Here is a 24,055-nt window from a genome sequence, read left to right on the forward strand (position 1 = left end):
AAAAAGGCATCCAATCGGATGCCTTTTTTCTTATTTCTTCGCTTACCAAAATGCGACCAATAACCCTATCGCTATCACCATGCCAACATAGTTGTTGTTGAGGAAAGCCTTAAAGCACAACTCCCGCTCGCGGTGACGAATTAAGTGCTGCTGATAAACAAACAACGACGCTGCAATCAAAAGGGTCCAGTAGTAACTTTGCCCCAATTGGTAGAACTGCCCTAACCAAACCAACATCGCGAGCGTAATCAGTTGCAATACCCCAATGATGAGTTTGTCATGACGACCAAACAAAATTGCCGTCGATTTAATGCCAATCTTTAAATCATCATCGCGATCGACCATCGCATACTGAGTATCATAAGCAATGGTCCATAAAGCGTTAATCAGAAACACAAACCAAACTATCAGTGGTAGCTCCCCGGTTTGTGCAGCCCACGCCATTGGAATTGCCCAGCTAAACGCCAAGCCTAAAAAGAGCTGTGGAATATGAGTGTAACGCTTCATAAATGGATAAATGAACGCTAACACGATGCCAGCGAAGGATAGCTGAATCGTCAACGGGTTCATGGTCAGCACTAACAAGAATGAGCTGATACCCAAAACCAAAAATAATCCAATCGCTTCTTTTGCTGTCACTTTCCCTGATGGCAGTGGGCGTTGCTTGGTACGTTTTACATGGCCGTCGACTTTGCGGTCAGCAAAATCATTAATCACGCACCCCGCGCTACGCATTAGGAATACACCCAATACAAACACGATAAACACATCCCAACTCGGCATCCCTTGGGCTGAGATAATTAGCGCCCAAATCGTTGGCCACATCAGTAACAGTGAACCAATCGGGCGATCCATGCGCATCAGTTGCCAATATGCTTTGGCTTTTTCTGCGGACATTTACACTGTCTCCTTAGCGTAAACTGGTGAATTAGATAAGAATAACTCGGCGACCAGCATCGGTTTGTGATTCATCCACAACCTTGAGCGTCGCGCTAACAAACGTCCTTCTGGTACGGCTACCCATCCCATTTGCAAAGAGTCTCGCTCAACGTTGTCTGCGCTGAACACTGTTAGCCCTAATGGGATATCCCCTTGTTGAGCCAAATCATACTGCTGATCAACTAAGGTTGAGCGAGGAATTAATGTCCGTCCGATAACCCAGTTATCATTGTCACCACACAAAATTACCTCTCGCAGTAAGCAATCTTGTTCGGACAATAACTGGCTTTCGTCCTGTTTTAACGTCGCCGCAGTGACGATCTGATTTTGTAGCAATTCTACCGTTAATGCTTGGCAGTGTTGCTTTAAACGACGTGACAAAGACCCTTGCTCTTCAAGCCAGTGCTTGGCAAATTCATTTGGAAATTCGAATTCTTCGGGGTTTTGCCACTCTACTTCCAATAAAGAAGCAAGATAGAGTGATGTTGGCTGATTCATACTAGTATTCAATTGGAGGCTTTATGCGTACAATAAAGCAACAACTTACCGTCCATAGTAATGTATGTAACCGTAAGTTCCGTTATTTGTTATAGACGGCCCATTGTATCAAGACTGAAGCGATTCGAATATCGCGATCCAGAGAAAGAAAAGTTAGAAATATGTACAAACGTTATATAGCCCAAATTATTTTTGCGTTAACCATACTGTTCGCCGCACCAAGTTGGGCTGAAACGGAAGAAGCTGGACCTAAGTTGGCATACTTTACCCTTGAGCCTGATCTGACTACTAACTTTTACACCAAAGGCAAAAAGTTAGGTTATGTGCAAGTGCGCATCGACATCATGGTAATGAGCCAACAAGATTTATCGATTGTTGAGCATCACCAACCTTTGATTCGCGATGCAGTGATTGAATTACTGGGTAAGCAAACAGAAGATACTATTAAGTCCCTTTCTGGCCGAGAAGATCTGCGCAAAACCTTAGTGACGACCCTCAACGAAACACTTTTGCCCGAAACAGGTAAAACCATCATTGCCGATTTGTTGTTTACAAAATACCTTTACCAATAAACCCAAATCGTTTTGAACATAAAAAAGACCGCTCTTGAGCGGTCTTTTCATTTCAGCTTTAGGCTTGCTGTTGGTATTTCATCTTGCCTGAATCAAACAGCGCAATCGCCATCCCCGACAGTAAACCCACTAAGTGAGCGGTGTTTGCAATCGCCATGAACGGCTGCACAAAACCAAGAACTAACCATACCAACATAAAAACGATGATTGGCTTGGGTAGCGTAAGGCCTAAATGTGGCAAGCGGTAACCCAATATCCACAAATAGCCAAGCAGTGCATAGACCACGCCAGACAAGCCACCGAAGTTTGCCCCTTCAACATAGAATTGGCCAGCCCCAGAAAGCGCTGCTGATACTACAAAGAGTTGCAATAGCTTACCGGAACCGAGACGACGTTCGATGTCGCCACCCAACTGCCACCACCATAGTAAGTTGAACACGATGTGAGTCACTGAAAAGTGCAGTAACGCATGGCTTAGCCATCGCCACACTTGCCATTGTTGCCCCTCAAAGGCCGGGAAGTGCAACAACTTAAACACGCCATTGCCAAAGCCAAACATTTGTAACAAGTAGATGATGGTACACACCGTCATGATCAGCAAAGTCATTGGGCCTGCTTTTGCTTTGACCATGCTCATGATACTCGGGCTAGAATAATGAAATGTGCTCTTGCGAGTATCGGCAACGTCCCACGAGGCGGCGCTGTATTTTGAATCAGACGGGTTAGCAAGGAACTGCTTAAGTTCGGCTTCCGCTTCTATTTCATGCTGGCTATCAGTCAGCCACAGCGCAAATTGCCCATCCCCTTCTGGCATCATTTCGATGTCAATTTGGCGAGAGGCCATATAATCAATAAAGGCTTGCGCCATACGTGGATTATTTAACGTTACCAATCTCTTCATTAACTTCTCACTATCGGTAGTTCTGCTCGGTGCCAGGCTTCAAAGCCACCATCCACACTGTACACCTGTTCAAAGCCTTGGTTAACTAAATATTGTGCGGCACCTTGGCTACTAATGCCGTGGTAACACATCACCAGAATAGGTTGTTCGAACTCCACTTCATCCATAAACGCAACGATCGTATCGTTAGTTAAATGATACGCGGACTCCGCATGCGCAACGGCAAACGATTGAGGGTCACGGATATCTACAAGCTTTGCATCACCCTGCTCGAGCAGCGCTTGCGCACCTTGTACATCGATATGCTTAAACTGATCCATTTACTTTCTCATTCTCTTATGAATATACCCAAGCAACCTCGAACCTAACGTGCTAATCAGCACCCGTGGTACAGCATAAAATCTATATTTGAAGCCGCTTGGGTATACTGCCGCTATTGTAACCTATCCAACGGCAAACTTAGACACATGGATAATCAGGGCTTTCAAAAGTGTACACATTCCAACCATTTGTGGATAAAGCTGTGAATTGCGTTGATAAAGTGTATTTGGATCTTTTGATCCACAATATGTAGTGATGATCCTGATCTAACTGTGTGTATATCTATAACTATCCCCAGATGGAAAAGTGCTTGAATCCCTTATTTTGTCCGGGTTTCGAACAGTTGATAAATAATTACTTCACAGAGTTATACACAGGTAGCACATAAAATCCGGATCGCAAACGCTATCGATTTTCGATCGACAATAAAAAAGCCGAGATCACATGATCTCGGCTTTCTATGAAAATCTTACTTTCAATTAGCAGTAGAACTTAAAATTCACCCACAGCCAATTTTAGTTTCTTCATTGCGTTTTTTCTAGCTGACGAATACGCTCGGCAGAAACACCAAACTCATCAGCTAAGTCTTGCAATGTTGCTTTCTCATCATCTAACCAACGAGAACGCACGATGCGCTGACTACGCTCATCCAAACTCGCTAATGCATGACCCAAGCGATTGTTGGTGTGCATTTCCCAGTTTGCAGCTTCGATGTTGTCAGCCACATCAGACGATTTGTCTTCTAGGTACAGCATCGGCGCTGTGTAAGCGTTTGAGCTGTCGTCTTCATCAGTTGGCATATCAAAGGTTGAATCCACCGCCGCTAAGCGTGATTCCATCTCGCGAACTTCAGAAGGCTCAACACCTAACTCACGCGCAACGGTTTCGACTTCACCGTTGTTAAACCAACCCAAGCGCTTTTTCGACTTACGCAAGTTGAAGAACAACTTACGTTGCGCTTTAGTGGTCGCAATTTTCACGATACGCCAGTTACGTAGCACGTATTCGTGGATCTCTGCTTTGATCCAGTGGACAGCAAAAGACACCAAGCGAACCCCTACCTCTGGGTTAAAACGCTTAACGGCTTTCATTAGACCGATGTTACCCTCTTGCACAAGGTCCGCCATTGGCAAACCGTAGCCAGAGTAACCACGAGCAACGTGAACAACGAATCGTAGGTGCGAAAGAATTAGACCTTTTGCAGCCTCAATCTCACCTTTGTAGTGTAATCGTTCTGCCAGCTCACGCTCTTCGTCTGCAGTCAGCATTGGGTAGCTGTTTACTGAGCGAATATAGCTATCAAGGCTATCTTGCGTGACTAGAGCCATCGGATACGCTTCTTTTGTCATTCAATTCCTCATCAATCTCTGATCTGGAGCATTACATTGCAAATTTAGCTTCGATATCTTGAACTCAAAATGAACAAGTTTCAAGAAGGGGAAGCAATTATCCATAAACATTCGGTCTAAACAAGGGATCCAGATTAGCTAGTGCAAATAAAATCCAAGTAGTAAGACCTTCATCACTTAAACTGGTTCAATTTCTTTTAAATGTCGTTGCGCAGAAAAGCGCGCCGCAATGCATCCCAAAAGACTACCAATGATGATTAATAGCAAAGATTCATCCCAGCTTAGACCAATCAGGCGAAACTGACTGTCGTACAACGCAGCAAGATCTTCCACCGCACTATTCATAACAATGGTCACTAAAGCCGTTACCAACCACGCGATGGTGGCACCTAATACGCCAAACCACATACCCGTGTACAAATAAGGGCGCAGAATAAAACTGTCCGTCGCACCGATCAGTTTCATGGTTTGAATCTCTTCTTTATTCGCCAGCACATTAAATCGCAACGTGTTGCCAACGATTAAAAATACCGCACCGAGCATCAACACTGTCAGAGTAATGACAATAATACTCGCGAGAGTTTTGATCGCATCAAGACGCGCCAGCCAGTCTTCGTCAAGTCTCACATCGGTCACATCTTGTTGCTCTCGAACGTCTTTGGCTAATGACTGAATATCACTTTTTAGCTCCGAGTCTGGCGTAATCACCAACACACCGGGTAGCGCATAGCCACTTAAAAGGCTGATAGCCTGATCGAATCCTGCATATTGGCTCAAATCAGACAAACCTTGCTGTGGAGAAATATATTCTACTTCTTTTACCAAAGGCCAAGTTTCAATTTGATCTTTGAGAACCATCACACGTGCATCCGGCATGCCTTCTACTAAGTAAGCACTAACTTGCGAGGGAGATGCCACATCTTCCGCGGCACCCGCGACGTTTTTCCCCAGTAGATACAAACAAGCTGGCATAGCGAGAGCCATTGAAATCACGGCTAGGGTCAGGATATTACCTAAAGGTCGTTGCCATAAGGCGCTAAAAGAGGATTTTGCTTGTTTTGCGTGGACAGAGAAAAAACCATCGGTATTTGCACGCTTGGCACTGCGGCCTTTCCCCTTCTTTTGGGAGTGCTTGTTACCTGCCATAGTCTTCTACCTCACTTAGGAAGCCCTGGTTTAATTCAAAATGACGATACTGTGGGCGAGTATTTACTAACCCCACATCGTGCGTGGCGAGTAAGATGGTCACTCCCGCACGATTAAATTCTTCGAATAGACGCAACACACGGTTGGATAATTCTGGGTCAAGGTTACCTGTCGGCTCATCAGCCACCAGCAACGTTGGTCGATTGACTACGGCACGAGCAATACCGACGCGTTGTTGCTCACCACCAGAAAGTTGACTAGGTAGGCAACGAGCTTTATCGAGTAAGCCCGTTTTATCTAACGCCGCAGAAACACGGCGTTTGATTTCGTTTTCAGAAATCGATTCGATACGCATTGGCAGAGCGACATTGTCGTACACACTGCGATCCATCAATAGGCGATGATCTTGAAAAACAATACCAATATTGCGGCGCAAAAAAGGGATGTCTTTGCTTGGAATACGCGTGATATCGTGACCATTAAAATGGATTTTTCCATCGGTTGGGCGCTCTATCGCGCAGATCAATTTCAGCAAGGTACTTTTACCAGCCCCGGAATGCCCGCCTAAAAACGCCATTTCACCGCGCCTCAGGTGAAAATCGACTTTTTGCAGTGCTTGTCGACCACCTCGGTAAGCTTTGCTCACTTGCTGAAATTTGATCACCGTTGATTTCCTCTAACTCTTTTTATTCTTCACGACTAAACAGTGCGTCAATAAACTCTTGAGTTTCAAATGGACGCAAGTCTTCGATACCTTCACCCACACCAATGTAACGAATTGGAATACCAAACTGATCGGCAATAGCGAAAATTACGCCGCCTTTCGCTGTACCATCCAGCTTAGTCAAGGTAATCCCGGTTAGAGGGGCAACATCACTGAAAAGTTTCGCTTGGCTGATGGCATTTTGCCCTGTACCTGCGTCTAGCGTCAGCATGATCTCGTGTGGTGCAGAGTCATCAATTTTCTTCATCACACGTACAATCTTACGCAGCTCTTCCATTAGGTTCGCTTTGTTCTGTAAACGACCCGCGGTATCGGCAATCACAACATCCACACCACGTGCTTTTGCCGCTTCAATCGCATCATAGATAACAGAAGCACTGTCTGCGCCAGTATGCTGGGCAATCACAGGAACGTTGTTACGCTCACCCCATACTTGTAGCTGCTCAACCGCTGCGGCACGGAAAGTATCGCCCGCTGCAAGCATCACTTTTTTGCCTTGAGTTTGGAACTGCTTGGCAAGCTTACCGATGGTCGTGGTTTTACCCACGCCATTTACACCAACCATTAAGATGACGTAAGGCGTTTTGTTGCTGTCGATTTCTAGTGGCTGTTCGACTTTAGAAAGAATCTCAGCCATTTCTTCTTTCAACAAACCATAAAGGGCTTCGCCGTCTTTCAGATCGCCACGTGTGGCTTTTTCTGTCAGGTTGTTGATAATTTTTGTTGTGGTATTCATGCCCACATCAGCAATAAGCAGTTGCTCTTCTAGCTCTTCAAATAAGTCTTCATCGATTTTCTTACCGCTGAACAGACCGAAGAAGCCAGCGCCGATGTTTGCTTTTGTGCGGCTTAGGCTGCGTTTGAGGCGAGCAAAAAAGCTCTCTGTTGGCTTTTCTTGTTCTTGAACGCGAGGTGCAGCAGGCACTTGAGGCTCTTCTGCTTCTGCTTCTGCTTCTGCTTCTGCTTCTGCTGGGGCAGCCTCCGCTTTTTTCGATTCTTCTTCAAGTTCTAGCGTTGCTTCCGCTTGCTCAGCAGCCGCGTCGGTTTGCTGCTCTTCAGAAGGCGCATCCACTGCTTCTTCTTTTACTGTTTCTTCAGTTTTTGGTTTTGGGCTTTGTTCTTCGTCACCAAAACCTAGCCACGAAAGTAATCCGCGCTTCTTTTTTTCCGTCATCTGGGGCTATCCTAGATTGTTCTTTTATCTATTAATGACTCTTTTTTGACAAGATTATTATCTGTCTAAAAAAGGCTAATGACAAAGTTGTGAAAACTTTCCGATTAGGTAATTCTAATCTTATTAGTGTTACACTCTGTCATCTTGAATATTCTGGGCTGTATCCAAGCTCCAAGCTCACGGCTTGGGCGATTAGATATAGTATCACTTTATTAGCGGTCAAAAAATCTATGGTAAGACGTCGCCAGCAAAACTCATCACAAAAAAGCCAACAACAGGCTTTGTTCGCATTATTAGTGGCTTATGGAGAGGCAGAAAACTTCCTGTACACGATGCTGAAGGCTTACGCCCAACGACCGATCGCGTCAAAGAAACGCTATTTAACTGGCTGGCTCAAGATGTGCCGCAAGCAAAATGTCTCGACTTATTTGCCGGCTCCGGCGGCTTAGGCTTTGAGTCGGCTTCGCGCCAAGCAGAGCAAGTGACCATGGTCGAGCTGAACCCACAAGCTTTCCAACAGTTACAGAAGAATGTTGCCTCTCTTAACGCGAACAACATCCAAGTGGTAAATACCGACGCACTGAGCTTTTTAGAACAGCCGGGTACTGCTCACCATGTGGTGTTTATTGACCCACCGTTTCGCAAAGGTCTATTGGATGAGACCGTGGCTCTGCTAGAACAAAATGGCTGGCTCGCGGAAGATGCGATGATTTATATTGAAACAGAAAAAGAACTCAATATTGCCGACTTACCAGAAAACTGGCAGTTACATCGAGAAAAAACAGCAGGCCAAGTGAGCTATCGTCTGTATGAACGTACCTCCGCATAACGCCTCGATTTAAAAGGACACTTAAATGAAAGCATTAATTATGCTGGCCAAAGCGGCTATCGCCTTTGTTTGGTTAGTATTGATCCTCAATATCTTTATGCCGTTTCCCGGCAATGCCGCGATTGCGCTGTACATCATGACCGCTTTTTTGTTCATCATGCACGGTTTGCAAATGGCCATCTTCATTGGCGCATTTGGCGACAAAATTAAAATGAGCAGTTGGGAAAAATATTCTATCCTGATCTTTGGTATTTTTGCCCTGCTCGATATTCGTCGTAAACACATGATGTAATCGCCCAAATACTAAAAAGCCGCTCACAAGAGCGGCTTTTTTATTACGTTTATTCCATCACCCAAGATAGCTCTTAACACCATCCAAAAACATTTGAGTAGAGATCATCACCAGCAACAAGCCCATTAAACGCTCTACCGCTTTTAAGCCACGCTCGCCCAACAAACGATTAAAGAAGCCATAAAACATTAGAATAAAAAATGTTGCGCCCCACGCAATCACAACTGATGCGGACATTTCCAACATTTTTTCTGGATGCTGTGAAGATAGCAAAAGCAATGCTGCAATCACTGAAGGGCCCGCGATCATAGGAATGGCCATCGGAACAATAAAGGGCTCCTCGCCTGCCGCCAGTCCAGTGATGCTGCCAGCACTCGGAAAGATCATCTTAATCGCGATAATGAAGAGAATAATGCCACCTGAAATGCTGAGCGTTTCTGGCTGGACATGCAAAAAACTTAAGATGCTTTGTCCTGCAAACAGAAACAACATCAAGATTAGTAAGGCAAACAGTAGTTCACGAATCAATACCTTACGGCGACGCTTAGGATCGATGTGCTTGAGAATAGACAACACAATCGGCAAATTACCGAGAGGGTCCATGATTAGAAACAGCATGGTCGCTGCAGAAAGAATGTCCATATTCTGGCCTCACCTAAAAAATGGCGGCCAGTGTATAGCAAACTGACAACGTGAGTACATGGCTGAGGGCGAAAACAGCATATTCACCCTCGCATCATAGCCGCCGCTTAGTGATTGCAGACACGCGCCATATTGACCACAAACTTACCTTCAAGCTCACGGATTTTGTCGCGCTTGAGCAAAAATGCTAGCAATGCATCTAAGTCTAGATCATTCAGTTTACAGGTGTGAAAGCGAACGGTGTTGCCAAAGTGCTGTGCCAGCGCTTCGCGATCCATTGGCGTTTCTCGAAGTAGGTTTAGCAGCTCGTGGGCATGGATTTCACTCATTATTGACTCCAGTCATCAAGAACAATACGTCCAGTTTACTGAAATCTTCGGGAGCTGCTTTGACTTAAATTAGTAAATGATAGAGGCAACAATGAGGGCGTGGGCAAAGAAGTAGCTACCACTTACCCACAAATAGGCGTGTTTCATCGGTTTTCGGTAACCGTGTATCGCATACGCCAACGCCGAATAGATCAAAACTAGGGTTCCGCTGAAACCGATAGCATTGGCATAGCTCGGGGCCTGCAACCAAACTTCACCCGCCGCCCAAGCAAGCTGAACCAACATCATCCCCATGATCACAACAGGAAACACCAGAGAGTCAAGTTGAGGTAGCAACAAAAAGAACGCCACGATACTCGCTGCGAGCAGTAGGGCCAACAGCCACCAGACAATCTCACCATTAAGCTGCACCCAAAATGACTTGCTGTAGCACACCTGAGCAAGCAAATACGCAGCAAAGTAAATTAGCTTGCGAGTTTTAAACGAGTGCAGCGTATCTGCCACCATAGACACAATAAGCCCACCCGCAATCCAGTAGGTATATGTTGCGGATGCGCCTTGAGTTAACACCAACACAAGAAGAAGTAGCAGAGTAAAGATTTTAAACACGAGGGATTGTGTCGGGTTAGCTTGTTTTGCTCCCAACACGGAATACACACCTGATAGCCCTATCGCCAGCCAACTCCACATGCCGTATACACCTTTTACTTAAACTCGCCGCTAGTCTAGGTAGACCAGTTTTGATGTAAAGACACAATCTGCGAAAGTTGGATCTCGCTAGCGATTCGAAACATTTTGTAACCCTCAGTCTGCACAACAATTAAGTCGATAAGCCTTAGTGACGGCCATAAATATGGGACAGAGCCCTATCCCATGAGCCAAGTTCATCAAATCACACGGCACAATAACCCGCGCTTAGTCAGGCCATTTAACTAAAAAGCAGCCCAATGGCCTTGGTAACCCATCACGTCAAAAACTGATGACCAAACCATCAGACTGTATACATCACAGGCAACAAGAATAAATAACAGACACAAAACAGAAAATCGTCTTGGTAGCGAGCTAAGATAGTAGAAACCACCGATGAACAGATTAGAACAACATGAAAAATCAAACTTAACTCAATAACAAAAGCATCAAATAACGAACATAAACTAATGATAAATAAAGCAAAATTATCAACAACCATCGAAAACACCGACTTCATAAACCATCAAATCACTAAACACTTTTTAAGCCCATATTTTCTCATTAGATAAGAAAATTCCCCTTCCACACCTCAACTCAATGATGCACCTCAATAGCACATCTTTTTATTTTCTCAATTTTTGAGAAACACAGACAAAATCGGCAATCAACATACCAACCGAAACAAAAAACAATTTCCAAGCCAACAACAAACCAAGATTGACACTTTAAAATCATATACTTAAATAAAATATGAACAACAATCACACAATACGAGCATTTTAAATACAACACAAAAAACACAGTTTCATTAGTCAAAAACACGTAAAAAAAGACAAGTTAAGTGTATTTTTTGAAAAGATTATCGAGCATATGTTGATCAAACCCCAAAAACAGTGCTATATTAAATTCATCGAGTTCATCAAAGATTAAGGGGTAGTGTTATGATTTCATCTTCTCAAAAACAAGGGCTGGTAATGATTGCAGTGGTTGTGGGTTTAATGACACTGCCAATGATGTACTAACCTACTGATTAAAAATAAAAAAGGACGCAAATGCGTCCTTTTTTATTTATCTGTGCTTTTCTACTGTATGTGTTTGGACAAGATATCCCAATGCATGTAGTAGAAACCAAGAGCGGCGAGCGTAATCAACGTCATTAGCAAAATTGCTGCACGCCAAATAAAACGAGAGCTTCTTGGCGTTAGCTCTTTTTCACAAGCGTCACATGCCGCCATAAAGCCTTTCCGATCATCCAGCTTATAATCGTCTTCGTGAACCACTTTATTACGCACAGTAGCGATAAAACGAAGCTTCGCTATCACGTCATGTGGTAAACGTTCTTCACAACTATTAATAAGTTGGTGTAACCCTTTCCCTTCTGCATGGTACTGAGTACGCAAAAGTTTTTCGATCGTTCGGGTACGCATGACTACTTTTTCAATATCTGACATCGTAACCCTCCTTACCAGACCCTTCCCGTGTTCGTTATTTTTATTCTTCTATAAATTTAGAGCTTTTTCGAGCCGTTAAGTGCAATTTTACTTTCAATTTGTGCCCTTGAGCGCATATAGCCAGACAAGTGAAAGCTGCTTAGTTCAGCTTTAGTGACGTAGCTTGCAGATGAAGCAACGATTTCATCGCGCCCCCATTGAGGTAAACCGTGAAGTGCGCCGAATAAAATTCATGTCCCTTTCATTAGATTATGAATAAGTTATCTCAACTCATCGTTTCATCAATGAGTTCTGTAGAATAGAGCTCAATGAAACATCGGAGGTTAACATGCCAATCTCACTTATTGTCGCCCTGTTCGCCCTTATTGCTTTGGGCGCATGGGTATTTTTTCGTTTCTATAGCAAGCACTATGTGGGCGAAGACGCTCCAGAACAAAGTGCACAGGTAACTATTTTAGATAAGCAAGCTATCGACGTCCCAGATGCACCACCAGGCCAAGACGACCAAGAATATTGGATTTATGTCCAACGCGGTTCTATTGGCCCTAAACGAGAGTTCCAAATTGGAGTGCACTACTACCATGCACTCAACCCTGGAGATAAAGGAACGCTAACCTATCGTGGTAACAAATTCCTTCACTTCGCCATCAAACGTTAAGGCAGTAACCAACGAGTCTTGGCAGAGCGAGAAAAGAGATAGCTCATCGCCAAGGCTCCAGCTCCACTGATAATGATCCAGACTGGAATCACCCATGCGGGATGTCCGGTGTACCAACCAAACGCTTTCATCGGCCATAAGAAAATTGGGTGAAGTAAGTAAATCCCCAAGCTGTGCTGACTGATCACACTCACCACTTTTTGTACTTTTGGTGACAAGCCTTCCCCAAAGTAACGACCGATCATGAAAATCATCGAAGCCGCTAGAATGACATTCAGTGTTTTGTAAGAAAGCCAGCGTCCAACCGTGTACTTCTCTGCCTCTAAACTGTTCGTCACGACCATAGTAAATGTCACAGTCAACGCGACGAGGCCAAACCCTGTAAATAAGGTCACCATAGAGCGGTTCAAAGGCACTTTTTGAAATAGAACATAACCCAGAGGAAGGTAACCCATGTAGAGCCACATTTGGTTACTCCACGGACCATCAATCTTGAACAAAAATAGCGTGCTGGTGAAAAGCCAAAATGCGAGATAGGTATACAACACATTGTCATCAACGTTGCGTACCATCCATTGGAACAACGGAATCACAAAATACAGCGGTATAAAGTAATAGAAAAAACCGAGGTGGTAATACGTTGCGTGGAATGGGCTATTGCTTAACACCTCTTTTACGGTTTCAAAGTCAAACCCTTGAGCCGTCCAGCCAGAGAGGTATGCATAAAACATCGACCAAATAAGAAATGGGACTAGGACTTTGCCTAAACGCCTTTTGATATAATACTTACCGTCAAATGGTCGAGTGTCACTGAGCATCAGCGCTCCGGTTATCAGAATGAAAACTGGCACCGCCCAGCGGGTAACGCTATTAACGCCTACCGCCGTCAACCATTGGTCAAACGGAATCACTCCTAACTCATTTCGATAAGGGGCCAAGACGTGAATGGCGATCACTGCCACCGCAGCAAAGCAGCGCAATAAATCAAAAAACAGAACCCTTTCTCTCATACCTTTCCCTACTTTGAGTCGCTTATCGTTTATAGCATAGGGTAAATCTCAGCCAGTGAAATGGTTAACAATCTGTTTTTGCTTATTTTTAACGCAACAATGACCTACAACGGGGATTTCATCGCCACTCTAATCCGTTGGCGGGAACAAAAACCAAACATCAGCATGAACTCACGAGACCGAACCCACACCACTTGATTACGCCGCGTGATGTACAAGAAACAAAAAATGGCTCCAAGTTGGAGCCATTTTGTACGATCTACAGATAAAAACACCGGGCAAAATTTACGCTGTGGCAACGTTAGCTTTTGGCAACTTAATCGAAATCAACGTCGTCAGCGCCAAGAAAGCAAAGGAGACCCATAAGCACGCCGCAAGACCAGCCTCTTGGTAGATCCAACCCGATAATACCGTGCCAATCAAACGTCCCATCGCATTGGCCATGTAATAGAAGCCAACATCCAGAGACACACCATCGCCTTTGGCATAGCTCACAATCAGATACGAGTGAAGTGAAGAGTTAATGGCAAACACAGCACCAAAAATCATTAACCCCACAACAATTACCAACTCAGGCTGCCAGCCGATTTGCACACCATAAGCAATACCGCCCGTAATTAACGCAAGAGTTCCTGCCCATACTAATGCTGCACTACCATCAGGCACGCGACCTTGCGCTTTGCCAGTAATACGCGGCGCAAAGCCTTGCACAAACCCATAAGCAATGACCCATGCGGCTAAAAAGCCACCAACCCACAAGTGATCCCAGCCAAACACACTGCCGAGATAAATAGGCAGAGCGACCACAAACCACACATCACGCGCCCCAAACAAGAACATACGTGCCGCAGATAAAATATTTATAGATTCGGACTTGGAGAAAATTTGGCGAAACTTAGGTTTGCTCTTTGCTTTACCCATGTCAGCTTCTAGCCAGATCATGCTGCAAACAAACACCAATGCCAGCACACTCGCCATAATAAACATCGAGTTTTGGAAACCCACCCAAGACAACAACAAGCCACCGACAAAGAAACCCGCTCCTTTGAGCGCGTTCTTCGAGCCCGTCAAAATAGCCACCCATTTGTAAAGTGCGCCTTGCTGCTCGTCTGGTACTAATGTTTTAATCGCACTCTTGGCACTCATCTTGTTGAGATCTTTGGCAATCCCCGACAAAGCTTGCGCCGCCATCACCCAAGGAATCGTCAGCCATGCGTTGGGTACTGCCAGCATCAACAACGCAAACACTTGCATCGCTAAACCAATGTTCATGGTTTTGTTCAGGCCTAACCTTGCGCCCAACCACCCACCAATCATATTGGTCACCACACCAAAAAATTCATAGAAAAGGAACAGTGAGGCAATAGCTAACGTGGAATAACCCAAGTCGTGAAAATAGAGCACCACCAGCATACGCAGCGCTCCGTCGGTCACGGTAAAGTTCCAATAGTTAAACGTCACTAACATGTACTGACGAATACTTTTGCTCAATTGAGAAATCATATTGACCTCTTATGTACAGCGATAGAAGCATTTAGATCATCATGTGCCAAATGCTTATTAACCTGTACACCAACCATAAGGCGATACAACCTTAGTTCGAATTCACAAACACACCGAAATTTAAAAATGGACAAAGATAACCAATAAAAACAAAAGCTTAAATTAAAATCTTTAGTTTTACTGCTGACCTATTTTCCATTATATAAACTGGAAAATAGCTTTTGGATCATGATGTTCCAAAAGCTATTTAAGCTGATCAAGCGTCTTTCGCCACGCGTTCGATGTACTCAAGCTGCACCGGTTTTGTAAACGCACCAGGGCGAAGAGCTTGCACTTCTCGCACGATATCTTCTAACTGCCATTTCTTCTCTAGCAACAAGTGAGCCGCAAACAAACCTGTGCGACCCGAGCCACCCATGCAGTGCATCGCGACTTTGCCACCTTGAGCAAGAATCGCATGCAGTTCCGGACTGGCTTGGTGCCACTTCGCCGCAAATTCTTCACTTGGTGCGCAGTCATCTTCAATCTCGATCTGGAACCATTTCATGCCCAGCTGCTGAGTGGTGTCACCCAAAGCCGCAACGTCTTTCGCTGCTAACTCGCTATCGTCCAATGCAGTAACGACCGCTTGAACCCCCTGCTCCTTCAACTGTTCCAACGACGCTTTCAACTCGACGCCTTTGGTACCCGGGCACGGTGTTAGGACTAATGCACCAGAATCCAAATCTAATTGCCATGTAGGATGAGACATTATGAACTCCTGTTATGCCAGACCAACGTTACGAACCAATTCTGCGGTGCGCGTTGCGTAACCCATTTCATTGTCGTACCACGCGTAAATCTTTACCATTCGTGAGCCAACCACCATGGTGGATTGTGCATCAACGATGGTTGAGCGTTGGTCGCCTTTGTAATCGATCGACACTAACGGACGTTCCTCAAAGCCAAGAATGCCTTTTAACTCCCCTTCCGACGCCTCTTTCAGCAAAGCGTTCACTTCTTCTGCTGTGGTATCGCGTTTTACATCGAAGATGATGTCGGTCAATGACGCATTCGCCAATGGTACACGTACCGCGTGGCCGTTAATCTTGCCTTTTAAGTCTGGGAAAATTTCCACAATTGCTGTCGCACTACCGGTAGTGGTCGGGATAAGACTCATGCCGCACGCACGAGCACGACGCAGGTCTTTATGTGGCGCATCCAAAATGGTTTGCGTATTGGTCAAATCGTGAATTGTCGTGAAAGAGGATTGCTCAATGCCCAACTTCTCATGAATGACTTTCACCACAGGCGCTATACAGTTTGTTGTACATGAAGCGGCTGTCACGATACGATGTTTTTCAGGGTCGAAAATATGATCGTTCACGCCAACAACAATGTTCGCAATGCCTTCTTCTTTCACTGGCGCACTCACCACCACGCGCTTCACACCTTGATCGAGGTATTGGTCTAGATACGAGGTTTTGCGGTGTACACCTGTCGCTTCAATCACAACATCGCAGCCAGACCAGTTCACGGCATCGATGTCACGTTGCTGAGTCGTGGCGATGCGCTTGCCATTGATGACGAGTTCATTGCCTTCAACCTGCACTTCATGGTGCCAACGACCTTGCACTGAATCGAACTCTAATAAGTGGCCAAGCGTCGCTGCATCACCTGCGACATCGTTGATTTGCACAAACTCTAACTCTGGCCAGTCGAATGCCGCTCGCAGTGCTAAACGACCAATTCGGCCAAAGCCATTAATGCCTACTTTAATTGTCATAGTTTTACCCTTTAATCTTCTACCTTGAATCTCTGTTTGCTATTAACAGCAAGCCTCACGACTTTTATCGTGCAAGCGTGTGATGTCGTCTTGGTACTCTTGCTTTAAACAGTTTGATGCCACTAAGTCTTCAATCAGCTTACGCATCCAACCTGGTAATTGCTGCGATAACTCGTAGTACACCCATTGCCCTCGGCGTTTATCCACCAAGATGCCACTAGAGCGTAACTGAGCAAGATGACGAGAAACTTTCGGCTGGCTCTCTTGTAGAGCAAACGCCAAATCGCCAACGCAAGTTTCACCTTCACGGGCCACGAGCATTAAACAACGTACGCGTGTTTCATCGGATAACAGCTTAAAAAACTGATGTGGAAGCATAATGAACATACCTATATATGGATATGCGTATATGTTTATTTAATTAAGATATATCGTCAAGAGGAAACGGCCCATCGTCATAAAAGTTTCACATCGAAACAGCTAATAAAGATTGAGAGAAGAACGGTTAGAGAGAATAAAGATACGGCAGAAATTTACGCGGTTGCGACGTTTTGACTCCAGCGAACCGCTTCGCCTAACGAGAGCTTGACCTCTTCCAAAGACAATCCCAACTGCGTCGTGATTTTTTCAACGCCTGACCAGTCGGCACGCTCGTAACACTCTTCGAGAGAAATCAGCGCACCATAAACCCCCTTGCGATGTAATAAGGCTTGTTGTACAGATTCGCTAAGTGGCAATTGCTTGACTAAAGATTCCACCGACAAATCAAGCATCGCATCTAAAATAGATAATAAGCCGACCATAAACCCTTGTTCGTTGAGGTAGGAAAATGGCTGATAACGCGACATTAATTGGCAGAACTGCGCTCGTTGTAATGAAAGGTGATACAGCTCTCGAGGCTTGTTACTAGAGATATACGACGCCACGACCAAGGAGACAAACTGCTTAAGATTATCCTGACCAAGGTAGATCAAGGCCTGACGAAACGAGCTGATTTCGACAGCGAGGTTTGGCGCTTGCGTATTTACAAAGCGCAATAATTTGTACGACAACGCGACATCTTGCGTAATGATGGTTTCAATACGAGTAAAGTCTGGCTCTGGTGAGCAGACTTCACGAAAAAGCTGTAGCGCTAACACTTGCTCAGGGCTCACGTATTTTGTTTTCGAAACTAATGGCTTACTAAAAAAGTAGCCTTGGAAAAACTTAAAGCCAGCCGCTTTGGCTTGCTCAAACTCTTCTGCGGTTTCAACACGTTCCGCCAAAAAGTGATACTTGACGCGTTTAGCAAGGTGAGCTTTGACCAACGCACACGCTTTTTCCAGCCCCATTGCCATGATATCGAGTTTAACGATGTGCACGTAAGGTAAGAAGCGACGCCACTCCGGCGTTAAGGTGAAATCATCCAGCGCGATCAAATAACCTTCTCGATACAACTCGCGAATCGCATCGAGAAGATCATCGGTCGGCTGGCAAGTTTCAGGACTTCGACGACGATTTTGTTTTTTGGCAAGCTGCGCGGTAAGCGGCGCACCAAGCTTTGATGAGGAAAATTGATAAAGCATCGCGAAGAAGCAATCACTGGGTTAGTGCCCAGTGATAGGAAATTCTCGACAATTAATCGGTATGTTGCTCGGTTTGACTCAATATGCGAAGGGTATGCGTTACTCTCCCCATCTCGAAACAACAATTCATAACCCAGCGTCTGTCTTTTGCGGTTAAAGATCGGCTGGCGAGCAACATACGTTGTATTCATGCTAAAGAAGGACCTATAAATGGCTTATGACTTTGCAGCTGCTAATAATGCACCACAACCCATAAACATTGAACCGAAGACTTTGTTTATTTTCCCCATGATTTTATCGGAGCGAATAAAACGTCCCATTTGCGCCGCCAAGGTGGTGTAACCCAACATCACGCACGCGTCGATCACAACAGTCGTAACACCAAGCACCAACAGTTGCGTCAGTTGGTCTTGTGCCGGGTCAATAAACTGTGGAAACAACGCCACCAGAAAAACAATCGATTTAGGGTTCGTCAGGTTAATCAAAATAGCTTTGTACAAGAGTGCCATGCCAGACATGTCTTTGTGGCTCTCAGCCGCCACCAAGCTGGAAGTGTCTCGCCATTTCTGGATACCCAACCAAACCAAATAAGCCGCGCCAACCCATTTAATGACAGAAAATGCCGTTGCCGATTGTGCGACTAGCGCACCAATTCCTGCCCCAACTAACGCAATGTGAATAGCCAAACCAATTTGGAGACCGATCACAGCCCCCAAAGATTTGCGAGTACCGTAACTCAAACCATTGCTGATTGAGTTCACCGTGCCAGACCCCGGAGCCAAACTAAAAACGATTGCAGTTACTACATAAGCTAACCAGACGTGGGTATCCATTGCATTTCCTCACTAATTCTTCGATGATACATCGCGTAAACAACGTATCTTCAGGTAATCGACTAATGGCTACTAACCATTCACCTTTGACTTATACTCAAGAGTCATTATTTGAGCAAGCAATTGGTGGTCCGATCGCGGCACTTTGGCAAACTCGCCAAGAAGGCTTTGTTAAAGGAACTGAGAAAAAGAACATCTACTGGTGCAAACTGACCAATCCAGAACATAAAAAAGCCGTGCTCATCGTTAATGGGCGCATTGAATCTTCCTGGAAATACCAAGAACTGTTTTACGATCTCTATCGCCAAGGCTTCGACGTCTATTCCTTTGACCACCGCGGACAAGGTTTATCAGATCGTCTATTGTCTGACTCAGATATGGGTCACGTCTATGACTTTACTGATTATATTGACGATATGGACATGGTCGTAAACAAACACGACCTTAGCGACTATCAGCAATGTTTCATCATTGCCCACTCCATGGGCGGCGCAATCGCTACACGTTATCTGCAAACTCACCCAGAGCATCCCTTTACTGGTTTGATTCTCAGTGCGCCTATGTTTGGTATTAATCTGCCATGGTACTTATCGCCAATAGCGATTCCTGTGACACAAATTATGTCAGCGGTATCCACTTTGCCACGTTATGCGCCAGGACATCAGGCCTACTTTCCTAAACCCTTTGAAGATAACCCGCTCAGCCAAAGCTATGGTCGCTACCAATGGTTCCGAAATCTCTATACGGAAAAACCGGAACTGCAAGTCGGTGGACCGAGCACACGATGGGTATGGCAAGGGCTAATGGCAGCAAAACAATGCTTTTTATTGACTCGCCAAGTCAAAGTACCTGTGCTCCTGATTCAAGCTGGGAACGATCGTATTGTCAGCAATCTGGCGCAAAAACGTTTTATCGATAAATTGCGTAAAACCAACCCATATGCGGAGCTACTTTCTATCGAAGGCGCACAGCATGAGATCTTATTCGAGACCGACCAGTATCGTAATCAAGCACTCGATGCGATCTTCCGCTTTATGAATGACCCGAAATCATCGCCAAACGAAAAAACATAATAAGAACTCTAGGCGACCATTTCACGGCCATGATTAAAGAGGAAATGTCTGCACATTGATTTACCCTCTTTTTCATCCTCATTTTGACGTACACTGCTTGGGTCTGGCTGCGTTGAACCATGCAGGTGCAACCGACCAAAGTTCCCCCGCATTCGGAACAGCATGATCTAGTCAGTCTGCTGTACTCCGTTTGCAATCACCTGTTCCACACTATCCAAACCGTTTACGAGGACTTCATGAGCACATCGCTACCTTGCAAAGAGATCACTAAAATCGTTGCCTCTGATCTGGATGGCACGTTACTCGCACCAAACCATCAGCTCAGTGCTTACTCAAAAGAGACGCTAAAAGCGCTGCATGAAAAGGGTTACACCTTTGTCTTTGCAACAGGCCGTCACCACGTAGACGTTGCGAGCATCCGTCGTCAGGTCGGTATTCCGGCTTACATGATCACCTCGAACGGTGCCCGTGTGCATGACCAGGAAGATCAGCTGATGTACAGCGAGAATGTCCCTGCAGAACTGGTTCAAGGCGTGATCGACACGATCAAGCACGATCAAGAAATACTTATCCACATGTATCAAAATGACAGTTGGTTGATGAACAAAGACGACGAAACATTGCGTGATTTCCATGACGAATTCACATACGTCTTATTCGATGAAGACCAAGCGCCAACTGACGGTATTGCGAAAATCTTCTTCACTCACCCAGCACAAGACCACGAACGCTTGGTGGTGTTTGAAAACAAACTACGTGAACAATTTGGCGATAAGCTGAATATTGCGTTTTCAACACCATGGTGCTTGGAAGTAATGAGTGCAGGTGTGTCTAAAGGCCATGCTCTTGAAGCGGTAGCGAAAAAACTCGGCCTCACGTTAGAAAATTGCGTGGCATTTGGTGATGGCATGAATGACGTAGAAATGCTGTCGATGGCAGGTAAAGGATTGGTCATGGGTACATCACACGAGAAAGTGATGAAAGCATTGCCAAATAACGAAGTGATTGGCAGCAATGCAGAAGATGCGGTTGCACACTACCTACAAGATCACTTGCTGTAAGCAGCAATACTCCAAACAATAACAAAGGGCTGCACATTCGCAGCCCTTTTCTTTTATCGCTGACTTGGCAACTTCTCTTTGCCAAGGATCTCTTCCCACTCTTCTTCTGTCACTGGCATGATCGACAAGCGATTTCCACGTTTCACCAATGGCATGTTCTCAAGTTCTGGCATCGCTTTCATCACCGATAACGGAATCACTCGCGCCGTTTTACGCACGAATTCGACATCCACCATAATCCAACGCGGGTTGTCTGGGTCTGACTTTGGATCGTAATAATCACTTTCAGGATCGAACTGGAAATGATCGGGATAGGCTTCTCTCACGACTTTAGCAATACCGGCAACACCAACATTCTTGCAAGAAGAGTGATAAATCAGGACGAAATCGCCCACCTTCACTTGGTCACGCATCATATTGCGCGCCTGATAATTACGAACTCCCTCCCAACATGAAACCTTTTGGGTTCGAAGCGTGTCAATAGAAAAGGTATCTGGTTCAGTTTTAAATAACCAATATGCCATAATGCCATCCGATGCCGATTGAGTAACAATAATGAGGAAGATATAACATGAAGGCTTTGAAAAACCCAGTGGCGCTTGCCACTCTGCTGGTTCTGCAAGCATGTAGTTCGCAGCCGCCACAATCTGGCGCTGCCGACCCAAATTCTCCACCAGCCACCTTAGATAAGCCTGACACCATTCAACCTCAAACCTTTATGCTACGTGGAAAAGTGATCGTCGGTCACGAGAGTCAATACATCATGCCTTGTGGCAGCGACAAGCAATATTGGTTACAACTGTCACCACAGCAAATGCAACGAGCAATTCAGTTAAATAACGAGCCTTACCAGACCATGTATGGCGAGGTTATCGGCCATCTCAACCCACCGGGCATCGATGGGTTCTCTGCCGATTTCGATGCTAACTTTGTCATGGAACAAGTGAACTTCCTCACAACGGAAAATCCAAACCGTTGTCAGCAACCAAACAAACCAACTCGCGTGTTTGGTAATGAGCCTTCTTGGTCGGCAAGCTTTGAGGCTAATGGACTGACATTCCAGCAAATCGGCAAACAAACCAAAAAATTAGCGATTAAGAGCAGTCAACTTCAACCTCGCCAGCGCACATATCAACTACAAGATGGTGAACTTCGCCTAACAGAAAACCTCTGCTCAGATACGATGAGTGATTCTTTGTATGGCTGGAAAGCGACGCTAAAACATGATGGCGACACTTATCAAGGTTGTGGTACGGCTGCAAACGTGGACGCTACGCTTAGCTGGGCCAATACCTATGTCGCGACTTCAACCCAATCACAAGGTTTTGAGGTGCAAATGACCTTAAACCCAGACCACAGCGCCACAACAAAATACAGTTACGCCAATGGGCAGGCACCGTTAATCGAGCGTGGGTACTGGCAACAATTAAGTCCGTCTCAGGTTCAAGTCGTCATGACGCATCATCAACAACAAAGACTGATGTCAGAGCGACTGTTTACGCGAGAAGGCAATCAGCTCAAAGCGACCAAAGAAAAAGTCGGTAACTTGGTATACCCAATCGCCGATGGTGGTTTGGTGCTTTACCCTGCCACCGTTCGTGATGAGGGCATGATGCAACCAGCCGAGAAACGCGCCAACAAGCCCATCAGCAGTGCAGACGTACCTTCTAGTGCGGAGTTTGACTCCAAAGTAGATGCCGCCGTGCGCAACTACTTCTTCATTCACCAAACTAACCCCAACAACAACCAATACCGTTGGCTAACTTACGACCTCAACGGCGATGGTAACGAAGAGCTATTAGTACAGCTGGATTGGTGTGGTTCCGGTGGCTGTACATTGCTGATATTTGAACATCACGAAAAAGAGTGGCGCTTCAATAGCCGCATCACACTGGTACAAAGCCCGATTATGCTCGGCCAACAAACCTCCCATGGTTGGCGAGATCTGATTTTTAATGTCAGCGGTGGCGGAGCTAAAGCGGCTCAACACGTGATGCAATACACTGGGGTTAGCTATCCACTCAACCCAAGCATGGCACCAACGGCAACGCCAAACCAAATCAGTGGCGTGCGTCTGTTCTCGGATGGGGTTAGCCCTGTGCGCGAAGGAGTTCGTCTGTAATGTCGCAACCGTGTCCAAATTGTGGTTTTCAATTCAACTGTATGTGCTCACTGGTGCCGAAACTTACCAGCGAGCACAACATCTTGCTGTTGATGCATCCGAATGAACTGACGCGTGATACTAATACCGGCCAGCTACTAGAGCAATGCCAACTCAATATTGAGCGAGTAATCTGGGACCGAAAACAACCACCAGCAGACTTGCTCGCTCGATTAGCTGATCCGTCGCTGTATCCAGTGCTTCTATTCCCAAGTGAAGAAAGCGTCACACTCGAACATGTGGCGCTCCAAAGCCAGCAACAAACCAAAACTCCGCTGTTTATTATTTTGGATGCCACCTGGCAAGAGGCACGCAAGATGATCAACAAGAGCCGTTGGTTAGAAAGTATCCCTACTATGGGACTTTCCGCACTCGCCGATTCTCAATATCAACTGCGACGTAATCAGCAACAAGGCAACTTGTGCACCTTTGAGGTTGCTGCACATTTACTCGGACAACTAGGCGAGCAAAATAACCAGCAAAAAATGCTCACATTCTTTGCTCACTACCTTGTACTGTTCCAAGCCGAGAAAAGTGGCCATGCTCTCAAGCAATCACTGAGCTAACTC

Annotated in this window: 25 protein-coding genes and 3 pseudogenes; 8 read left to right on the forward strand and 20 right to left on the reverse strand. The window is 45.4% G+C overall.

All coding sequences use genetic code 11. The annotated features are described in order from the left end of the window. Window positions 1-42: 42 nt before the first annotated feature. Both ubiA and P4S59_RS15305 read right to left on the reverse strand, forming a co-directional pair. Window positions 43-897: a 4-hydroxybenzoate octaprenyltransferase gene (ubiA, locus tag P4S59_RS15300; RefSeq protein WP_005393780.1), complete on the reverse strand. Its 855-nt coding sequence runs from the start codon at window positions 895-897 to the stop codon at window positions 43-45. After that, window positions 898-1,437 (reverse strand): chorismate lyase, encoded by a 540-nt coding sequence (locus P4S59_RS15305; protein ID WP_005393781.1) that lies wholly within the window; start codon window positions 1,435-1,437, stop codon window positions 898-900. It abuts the gene before it with no gap. Between the two features lie 161 nt (window positions 1,438-1,598). On the opposite strand from P4S59_RS15305, the gene P4S59_RS15310 reads away from it, so the two are divergent. Next, window positions 1,599-2,009, forward strand: a complete 411-nt coding sequence (locus P4S59_RS15310; RefSeq protein ID WP_046874381.1) for a flagellar basal body-associated protein FliL — start codon at window positions 1,599-1,601, stop codon at window positions 2,007-2,009. Between the two features lie 58 nt (window positions 2,010-2,067). Here the strand turns inward: P4S59_RS15310 and glpG are convergent, their stop codons facing one another. The 6 genes and pseudogenes from glpG to ftsY all read right to left on the reverse strand — a co-directional run bounded on the left by glpG (window position 2,068) and on the right by ftsY (window position 7,624). Continuing rightward, window positions 2,068-2,910: a rhomboid family intramembrane serine protease GlpG gene (gene glpG / locus P4S59_RS15315; RefSeq protein WP_005393785.1), complete on the reverse strand. Its 843-nt coding sequence runs from the start codon at window positions 2,908-2,910 to the stop codon at window positions 2,068-2,070. Then, window positions 2,910-3,230 (reverse strand): thiosulfate sulfurtransferase GlpE, encoded by a 321-nt coding sequence (glpE, locus tag P4S59_RS15320; protein WP_005378691.1) that lies wholly within the window; start codon window positions 3,228-3,230, stop codon window positions 2,910-2,912. The genes glpG and glpE overlap by 1 nt, the downstream gene beginning before the upstream one ends. Before the next feature lie 493 nt (window positions 3,231-3,723). Beyond that, window positions 3,724-4,580 (reverse strand): annotated as a pseudogene (gene rpoH, locus P4S59_RS15325) (RNA polymerase sigma factor RpoH). Between the two features lie 177 nt (window positions 4,581-4,757). After that, a complete protein-coding gene (ftsX, locus tag P4S59_RS15330) occupies window positions 4,758-5,726 on the reverse strand; it encodes a permease-like cell division protein FtsX (protein ID WP_005378695.1) in 969 nt (322 codons plus the stop codon). Further along, window positions 5,716-6,390 (reverse strand): cell division ATP-binding protein FtsE, encoded by a 675-nt coding sequence (ftsE, locus tag P4S59_RS15335; protein WP_005393800.1) that lies wholly within the window; start codon window positions 6,388-6,390, stop codon window positions 5,716-5,718. The genes ftsX and ftsE overlap by 11 nt, the downstream gene beginning before the upstream one ends. Window positions 6,391-6,412: 22 nt before the next feature. After that, entirely contained in the window at window positions 6,413-7,624 is a 1,212-nt protein-coding gene (ftsY, locus tag P4S59_RS15340; protein WP_337168605.1) for a signal recognition particle-docking protein FtsY, read from the reverse strand. Between the two features lie 230 nt (window positions 7,625-7,854). Here ftsY and rsmD point away from each other — a divergent pair. Both rsmD and P4S59_RS15350 read left to right on the forward strand, forming a co-directional pair. Further along, a pseudogene (gene rsmD, locus P4S59_RS15345) lies at window positions 7,855-8,453 on the forward strand (16S rRNA (guanine(966)-N(2))-methyltransferase RsmD). A 25-nt stretch (window positions 8,454-8,478) separates the two neighbouring features. Continuing rightward, a complete protein-coding gene (locus P4S59_RS15350; RefSeq protein WP_005378704.1) occupies window positions 8,479-8,745 on the forward strand; it encodes a DUF1145 domain-containing protein in 267 nt (88 codons plus the stop codon). Between the two features lie 57 nt (window positions 8,746-8,802). Here P4S59_RS15350 and P4S59_RS15355 read toward each other — a convergent pair whose 3' ends face one another. From P4S59_RS15355 to P4S59_RS15370, 4 genes are all read right to left on the reverse strand, one after another. Next, the gene (locus tag P4S59_RS15355; RefSeq protein ID WP_005393807.1) at window positions 8,803-9,387 is read right to left on the reverse strand and encodes a YhgN family NAAT transporter; all 585 of its coding nucleotides are present in this window, start codon (window positions 9,385-9,387) and stop codon (window positions 8,803-8,805) included. 107 nt (window positions 9,388-9,494) lie between these two features. Next, window positions 9,495-9,716 (reverse strand): YecH family metal-binding protein, encoded by a 222-nt coding sequence (locus tag P4S59_RS15360; protein ID WP_005393809.1) that lies wholly within the window; start codon window positions 9,714-9,716, stop codon window positions 9,495-9,497. A gap of 69 nt (window positions 9,717-9,785) precedes the next feature. Continuing rightward, window positions 9,786-10,406, reverse strand: coding sequence for a lysoplasmalogenase (locus P4S59_RS15365; protein ID WP_005393811.1), 621 nt, complete (start codon window positions 10,404-10,406; stop codon window positions 9,786-9,788). Window positions 10,407-11,488: 1,082 nt separating this feature from the next. After that, window positions 11,489-11,857: a hypothetical protein gene (locus P4S59_RS15370; RefSeq protein WP_005393815.1), complete on the reverse strand. Its 369-nt coding sequence runs from the start codon at window positions 11,855-11,857 to the stop codon at window positions 11,489-11,491. A 328-nt stretch (window positions 11,858-12,185) separates the two neighbouring features. Between P4S59_RS15370 and P4S59_RS15375 the strand changes: the two genes are divergently transcribed. After that, the gene (locus tag P4S59_RS15375; RefSeq protein WP_012841295.1) at window positions 12,186-12,515 is read left to right on the forward strand and encodes a DUF2500 domain-containing protein; all 330 of its coding nucleotides are present in this window, start codon (window positions 12,186-12,188) and stop codon (window positions 12,513-12,515) included. Here the strand turns inward: P4S59_RS15375 and P4S59_RS15380 are convergent. The 7 genes and pseudogenes from P4S59_RS15380 to rhtB all read right to left on the reverse strand — a co-directional run bounded on the left by P4S59_RS15380 (window position 12,512) and on the right by rhtB (window position 19,191). Next, window positions 12,512-13,525, reverse strand: coding sequence for an acyltransferase (locus P4S59_RS15380; protein ID WP_337168606.1), 1,014 nt, complete (start codon window positions 13,523-13,525; stop codon window positions 12,512-12,514). The two genes, P4S59_RS15375 and P4S59_RS15380, sit on opposite strands and share 4 nt — an antisense overlap. 285 nt (window positions 13,526-13,810) lie before the next feature. Continuing rightward, window positions 13,811-15,028, reverse strand: coding sequence for an organoarsenical effux MFS transporter ArsJ (gene arsJ, locus P4S59_RS15385; RefSeq protein ID WP_337168607.1), 1,218 nt, complete (start codon window positions 15,026-15,028; stop codon window positions 13,811-13,813). Window positions 15,029-15,284: 256 nt separating this feature from the next. Beyond that, on the reverse strand, window positions 15,285-15,779 hold the full coding sequence (locus tag P4S59_RS15390) for a cyclin-dependent kinase inhibitor 3 family protein (RefSeq protein ID WP_202600835.1): 495 nt from the start codon (window positions 15,777-15,779) through the stop codon (window positions 15,285-15,287). A gap of 12 nt (window positions 15,780-15,791) precedes the next feature. Next, the gene (locus P4S59_RS15395; protein WP_005393824.1) at window positions 15,792-16,793 is read right to left on the reverse strand and encodes an ArsJ-associated glyceraldehyde-3-phosphate dehydrogenase; all 1,002 of its coding nucleotides are present in this window, start codon (window positions 16,791-16,793) and stop codon (window positions 15,792-15,794) included. Between the two features lie 42 nt (window positions 16,794-16,835). Further along, window positions 16,836-17,171, reverse strand: a complete 336-nt coding sequence (locus P4S59_RS15400; RefSeq protein ID WP_005393826.1) for a metalloregulator ArsR/SmtB family transcription factor — start codon at window positions 17,169-17,171, stop codon at window positions 16,836-16,838. Between the two features lie 155 nt (window positions 17,172-17,326). Beyond that, window positions 17,327-18,549: pseudogene (locus P4S59_RS15405) on the reverse strand (EAL and HDOD domain-containing protein). A gap of 24 nt (window positions 18,550-18,573) precedes the next feature. Continuing rightward, window positions 18,574-19,191 (reverse strand): homoserine/homoserine lactone efflux protein, encoded by a 618-nt coding sequence (gene rhtB / locus P4S59_RS15410; RefSeq protein WP_005393828.1) that lies wholly within the window; start codon window positions 19,189-19,191, stop codon window positions 18,574-18,576. A gap of 65 nt (window positions 19,192-19,256) precedes the next feature. Between rhtB and P4S59_RS15415 the strand changes: the two genes are divergently transcribed. Both P4S59_RS15415 and P4S59_RS15420 read left to right on the forward strand, forming a co-directional pair. Further along, window positions 19,257-20,264 carry an alpha/beta fold hydrolase gene (locus tag P4S59_RS15415; protein WP_046874389.1) on the forward strand — a complete coding sequence of 336 codons (1,008 nt, stop codon included), beginning with the start codon at window positions 19,257-19,259 and terminating at the stop codon, window positions 20,262-20,264. Between the two features lie 236 nt (window positions 20,265-20,500). After that, the gene (locus P4S59_RS15420) at window positions 20,501-21,325 is read left to right on the forward strand and encodes a Cof-type HAD-IIB family hydrolase (protein ID WP_005393831.1); all 825 of its coding nucleotides are present in this window, start codon (window positions 20,501-20,503) and stop codon (window positions 21,323-21,325) included. Window positions 21,326-21,378: 53 nt separating this feature from the next. On the opposite strand, the gene P4S59_RS15425 is transcribed toward P4S59_RS15420, so the two are convergent. Then, window positions 21,379-21,849, reverse strand: coding sequence for an EVE domain-containing protein (locus P4S59_RS15425; protein ID WP_337168608.1), 471 nt, complete (start codon window positions 21,847-21,849; stop codon window positions 21,379-21,381). A gap of 47 nt (window positions 21,850-21,896) precedes the next feature. Here P4S59_RS15425 and P4S59_RS15430 point away from each other — a divergent pair, with 47 nt between their 5' ends. Both P4S59_RS15430 and P4S59_RS15435 read left to right on the forward strand, forming a co-directional pair. After that, window positions 21,897-23,447, forward strand: coding sequence for a COG3650 family protein (locus tag P4S59_RS15430; protein WP_337168609.1), 1,551 nt, complete (start codon window positions 21,897-21,899; stop codon window positions 23,445-23,447). Further along, on the forward strand, window positions 23,447-24,052 hold the full coding sequence (locus P4S59_RS15435; protein ID WP_337168610.1) for a tRNA-uridine aminocarboxypropyltransferase: 606 nt from the start codon (window positions 23,447-23,449) through the stop codon (window positions 24,050-24,052). Before P4S59_RS15430 ends, P4S59_RS15435 begins: the two co-directional genes overlap by 1 nt. The last annotated feature ends 3 nt before the right edge of the window (window positions 24,053-24,055 follow it).

The organism is Vibrio sp. M60_M70 (assembly GCF_037162085.1).
GTDB classification, from domain to species: Bacteria; Pseudomonadota; Gammaproteobacteria; order Enterobacterales; family Vibrionaceae; genus Vibrio; species Vibrio diabolicus.